Below are 6281 nucleotides of genomic sequence, written 5' to 3' on the forward strand. Positions count from 1 at the left end.
GTGGTCCGGGGCGGGAAGGGCCTTGGTGTCGACCTTCCCGTTGGGCGTCAGAGGCAACTCGTCCAGGAGCACATACGTGCTGGGAACCATGTACTCGGGCAACTGCTCCTGGAGATGGGACCGGAGCTCACGCACACCGGGACCGCGCCCGGGAACGGGAACCACGTAGGCGACCAGGCGCTTGTCCCCCGGCGTGTCCTCGCGGGTGATGACGGCGGCGGTGTGGATGTCGGGGTGTGCGGTGAGAGCGGCCTCGATCTCACCGAGCTCGATCCGGTACCCCCGCAACTTGACCTGGTTGTCGATCCGACCGACGAACTCCAACGTCCCGTCCGCCCGCCACTTCACCAGATCCCCCGTCCGATACGTCCGCGGATCCGGCCACGGCGGCGTCAACGGATTCGGGACGAACCGCTCCTCGGTCAGCTCCGGCCGATTGTGATAATGCCGGGCCAGACAAATACCCCCGAGCAACGCATGCCCCGGAACACCCACGGGCGCCGGCTGGTTGTGATGATCCAGGACGTACGCGGTGGTGTTCGTGATCGGCCGGCCCAGCGTGGTCGTACCACCATGCGGATCCGGCGCCGTCGTCAGACTCATCACGTTCGCCACCGAACCCTCGGTCGCACCATACTCATTGCTCACCGTCGTCCGCGTACTGCTCGCCCCCAACAACCGGGCCACCAACCCCGGCGAAAGACTCTCACCCCCCGCAACGATCGTCCCGATGCAATGCCGCGCACCACGACTCTCCAAATGCGCCGCCAGCACCTCCAAATGCGACGGCGTCGCCTTCAAGAACCCGATCGGCACATTCGAACACACCAGATCGATCGCCGCATCGAACGCCGTTCCGTCCGCACCAGGCACCGGAATCACCAACCGCCGACCCTGGATCAACGGAAGGAACAACGCCGTGATCGTCAGATCGAACGCCACCGACGAATACAACACCGACCCCACACCACCCACACCCGGCGCCGGATAATTCTCATCACACCAGTGCAGATAATTCACCACACCCCGATGCTCCAGAGCCACCCCCTTCGGCCGCCCCGTCGAACCCGACGTATAAATCACATACGCCAGATCATCCACCGAACCCACCACCCCCGGATCCACCACCGAACCCTCCGGCCACCCCACATCCACCAGAAGAGACTCGACCCCACCGGGCAACCGGCCCACCAGATCCGAACTCGTCACGACCAATGACGCCCCCGCGTCCTCGACCATGTACGCGATCCGATCCACCGGATACTCCGGATCCAACGGCACAAAAGCAGCCCCCGCCTTCAAAACCCCCAGCAGCACCGCCACCAGCTCCGGCGAACGATCCAGACACACCGCGACCAACGAACCCGCCCCCACACCCGCACCACGCAAATGATGAGCAAGCCGATTCGCCCGCGCATTCACCTCACCGAACGACCACTCACACCCCCCGAACGAAACAGCAACCGCACCCGGATCAACCGCCACACGCTCCTCAACAAGCCCATGAACACTCGCACCATCCGGATACGGACCCACCACACCATTCCACTCCACCAACACCTCCCGCCGCTCACCCACCGTCAGCATCTGGAGGTCGCCGATGCGTGCGCCGGGCGCGTCCACTACTGAGGTCAGCAGGGTTTCGAGGTGGCCGGCCATCCGCTCGATCGTCTTCGCGTCGAATCTGCTCCGGTCATAGACGAAGCGGAACTCCAGTGCCCGGCCGGCCGATACCACGAGGGTCAGCGGGTATCCGGTGCGCTCCACGCAGTTGATCAGACGCCGGGTCAGCCTCTCGGGGAAGTCCGAGGGCTTCTGCACCACCGGGTAGTTCTCGAAGACGAGGATGGACCGGAAGAGTGGCTCGCCGCGGGGGATCCTGCTGTGCTTCTGCACGTCGACGAGGTGGCAGTACTCCCACTGCCGCATCTCCAGTTGCTCGTCCTGGAGGTCCCTCAGCCACTCGGAGACGACCAGGTCGCCGGTGAGGCGGCCGCGCACCGGCAGCGTGTTGATGAACAGCCCCATCATCGAATCGACGTCGGGCAGATCGATCGACCGGCCCGAGATGGTGGAGCCGAACAGCACCTCGTCCTGGCGGCTGTACCGCGAGAGCAGGATCGACCACAGACCCTGTACCAGGGTGTTCATCGTGACGCGCTGGGACTTGGCGTACTCCCGGGCCCGTGCGAACAGCTCCGTGGAGGCGCACACCTCGAACTCGCCGACTCCCGTGTCCCCGGTGTCCCGGTCGACGTGCAGGGCGGTGGGTTCGGTGACGCCCGCGAGGTAGTCGGTCCAGAACGCCGCGGAGCCGTCGTCCTGCCGGGCGTTGAGCCACTCGATGTAGCGGCGGTAGGGAGCGGTCGCCGGCAGTTCGGCGGGAACACCGTCGAGCAGGCCGCGGTAGAGGGCGAACAGCTCCTTCTGGAGGATCTGCACGCTCCAGCCGTCGAGGAGGATGTGGTGGAACGACCAGACAACGATCCGGCGCTTTTCCTCCATCCGCAGCACGGTGACCCGGACCAGTGGGGCCCGCGAGAGGTCGAACCCCCGGTCCCAGTCCTCCGCCAGGAAGGCGCTCAGCCGTTCCTCCTGATCGGGCAGGCCGCGCAGGTCCCTCATCTCGAAGGGGAGCGGAGCGCTGCGCTGCACCACTTGCACCGGCTCCGAGACCCCCTCCCACACGAACGCGCTGCGCAGGATCGAGTGCCGGTCGACGAGCTGTTGCCAGGCGCCCCCGAACAGCTTCTCGTCGAGTGGCCCCGAGAACTCCTCGGCCATCTGCACCATGTACGGGCGCGTGTCGGAAGTGTCCTCCAGCGAGTGGTACAGCATGCCGAACTGCAGGGGCGAGAGTCCGTAGACGTCTTCCACGTTGTGCGCGCTCATATCGAGAACCTCTTCAGGATCGCGGCCATGTCGGTCTCACCGACATCGGTGAGGGGAACGCCGGGGGTCTCCCGGCGGGCGTCGGCGGCTCCGTCCACGCTTCCGGCGATCAGCTCGCGCAGGTGGCCGACGACACCGTTGGCCAGGCGTTCCACGGTGTGCCGCTCGTGCAGCGCGGTCGAGTAGCTGATGTACAGCCCGAACGTGTCGCCTTCGACGGCCGCGGTCACGTCCAGTACGTTCCAGCGCATGCCGTCCGGGCCGATCGAGTGGCCCTTCGACTCGTCGGGGCCGGCGTACCGGCCGATGCCCGGCAGCTCCCTGGTGAACTGCCCCAGGTAGTTGAAGTTCACTTCCGGAGTGGGCTGCCGGCGCAGTACGTCGGCCACGTCCGGGGCGCCAAGATGGCGCAGGATGCCGTAGCCGATGCCCTTGTTGGGGATCCGCGCCACCTGCTCGCGTACCGAGTCGAGCGAGGCCATCGGTCCCGTGGCTCCGGGGGCAAGGTGCAGTGCGACGGGGAAGACGGACGTGAACCATCCGACCGTTCGTGACAGGTCCACGTCCGGGAAGAGGTCCTCACGGCCGTGTCCCTCCAGGCCGACCAGGATCTCGTCGTCTCCCGTCCAGTCCCGCAGGGCGTGGGCCAGTGCGGTGAGCAACGCGTCGTTGATCCGGGTGCTGAAAGCCCGGGGCACGTCTCGCAGCAGGGCACGCGTCTCCTCGGGGCTGAGCGCCGCCGAGACGCTGGCGGCCGACCTCACGTCGTTGCGGCCGTCCCGGTCGCGCGGCACCCGACCGGCCGGTTTGGGCTCGGCCCAGTAGGCGTACTCGGAGCGCGCCTCGGCCGATTCCGCGAAGGCGTTCAACCGCTGGGCCCACGACCGGAACGACGTCGTCTTCGCCGGCAGCAGGGGCGCGAGGCCGGCAGCCCGCCGCTCGTAGCAGCTGCCCAGGTCCTCCAGGAGGACCCGCCAGGACACACCGTCGACCGCCAGGTGGTGTACGACGGTGAGCAACCGCTGTCCGCGCGTCGGCCCCAGTTCCAGCAGGGCGGCCCGCAGCAACGGCCCCTTGGCCAGGCCGAGGCTCTGCTGCGTCTCCTCCGCGATGTCCTGCGCCACCGACGCCAAGGACTCGTCCGGGACCCCGGACAGGTCGTGCACGTCGAGGATGTCGGTGTCCACGGTCTCGTCCAGGTACTGACGCCAGCCGTCGGGCCCGTTCACGCAGCGCAGGCGCAGTGCGTCGTGGTGCTCCGTCAGGTCTGCCAGCGCGAGCCGCAGCACGTCGGGGGCGAGTCCGTCGGTGACGAGCAGCTCGGCCTGGTTGAAGTGGTCGAACGTCGACAGGTCCTTCTCGAAGAACCAGTGCTGGATCGGTGTCAGCGGGACCTCGCCCGCCACTCGGCCCTGTTCCGCGTCGACCGAGGTGGCCGCGGCGGCGTGGACGGCGATCTCGGCAATCGTCTGGCTCTTGAAGATCTGCCGCGGCGTGAGGTGCACGCCGAACTTCTTGGCCCGGGCGATCATCTGGATGCTGACGATCGAATCCCCGCCGAGTTCGAAGAAGTTGTCGTGGATGCCGATGGTGTCGATGCCGAGGATCTCGGACCAGATCGCGGCCAAGGTGCGCTCGGTGTCCGTCCGGGGGGCGGTGTAGGTGGTGTCGAGGTCGGGGCGGTGGTGGTCGGGGGCGGGAAGGGCTTTGGTGTCGACCTTCCCGTTGGGCGTGAGAGGCAACTCGTCGAGGAGTACGTACGTGCTGGGAACCATGTACTCGGGGAGCTGCTGCTGGAGGTGGGTGCGCAGTTGTTGTGTGGTGGGGGCGTTGCCGGGCGTCGCGACGATGTAGGCGACCAGCTGTTTGCTGCCGGGTGTGTCCTCGCGGGTGGTGACGGCCGTGGTGTGGATGTCGGGGTGTGCGGTGAGAGCGGCCTCGATCTCACCGAGCTCGATCCGATACCCCCGCAACTTGACCTGGTTGTCGATCCGACCGACGAACTCCAACGTCCCGTCCGCCCGCCACTTCACCAGATCCCCCGTCCGATACGTCCGCGGATCCGGCCACGGCGGCGTCAACGGATTCGGGACGAACCGCTCCTCGGTCAGCTCCGGCCGATTGTGATAATGCCGGGCCAGACAAATACCCCCGAGCAACGCATGCCCCGGAACACCCACGGGCGCCGGCTGGTTGTGATGATCCAGGACGTACGCGGTGGTGTTCGTGATCGGCCGGCCCAGCGTGGTCGTACCACCATGCGGATCCGGCGCCGTCGTCAGACTCATCACGTTCGCCACCGAACCCTCGGTCGCACCATACTCATTGCTCACCGTCGTCCGCGTACTGCTCGCCCCCAACAACCGGGCCACCAACCCCGGCGAAAGACTCTCACCCCCCGCAACGATCGTCCCGATGCAATGCCGCGCACCACGACTCTCCAAATGCGCCGCCAGCACCTCCAAATGCGACGGCGTCGCCTTCAAGAACCCGATCGGCACATTCGAACACACCAGATCGATCGCCGCATCGAACGCCGTTCCGTCCGCACCAGGCACCGGAATCACCAACCGCCGACCCTGGATCAACGGAAGGAACAACGCCGTGATCGTCAGATCGAACGCCACCGACGAATACAACACCGACCCCACACCACCCACACCCGGCGCCGGATAATTCTCATCACACCAGTGCAGATAATTCACCACACCCCGATGCTCCAGAGCCACCCCCTTCGGCCGCCCCGTCGAACCCGACGTATAAATCACATACGCCAGATCATCCACCGAACCCACCACCCCCGGATCCACCACCGAACCCTCCGGCCACCCCACATCCACCAGAAGAGACTCGACCCCACCGGGCAACCGGCCCACCAGATCCGAACTCGTCACGACCAATGACGCCCCCGCGTCCTCGACCATGTACGCGATCCGATCCACCGGATACTCCGGATCCAACGGCACAAAAGCAGCCCCCGCCTTCAAAACCCCCAGCAGCACCGCCACCAGCTCCGGCGAACGATCCAGACACACCGCGACCAACGAACCCGCCCCCACACCCGCACCACGCAAATGATGAGCAAGCCGATTCGCCCGCGCATTCACCTCACCGAACGACCACTCACACCCCCCGAACGAAACAGCAACCGCACCCGGATCAACCGCCACACGCTCCTCAACAAGCCCATGAACACTCGCACCATCCGGATACGGACCCACCACACCATTCCACTCCACCAACACCTCCCGCCGCTCACCCACCGTCAACATGTTCAACTCCGACAAACGCGCCCCCGGAGCAGCCGCCACCGACCCCACCAACGTCACCAAATGCCCCGCCAACCGCTCCACCGACACCCGATCGAACAAATCCGTCCGATACTCCAG

2 protein-coding genes are annotated in these 6281 nt (G+C 66.3%); both read right to left on the reverse strand.

From position 1 onward, the window contains the following. On the reverse strand, positions 1 to 2892 hold a 2892-nt coding region (locus ACWC97_RS33855; RefSeq protein WP_450653651.1), incomplete at its 3' end, for an amino acid adenylation domain-containing protein. Continuing rightward, complete coding sequence (locus ACWC97_RS33860; RefSeq protein ID WP_450653653.1) at positions 2889 to 6164, reverse strand: amino acid adenylation domain-containing protein; 3276 nt, start codon at positions 6162 to 6164, stop codon at positions 2889 to 2891. The genes ACWC97_RS33860 and ACWC97_RS33855, both read right to left, overlap by 4 nt. Positions 6165 to 6281 lie beyond the last annotated feature (117 nt).

The organism is Streptomyces sp. NPDC001108 (assembly GCF_053598535.1).

Coding starts and splice junctions, on each gene's coding strand:
- ACWC97_RS33860 (WP_450653653.1), bottom strand. CDS start 6,164: ATGTTGACGGTGGGTGAGCGGCGGGAGGTGTTGGTGGAGTGGAATGGT.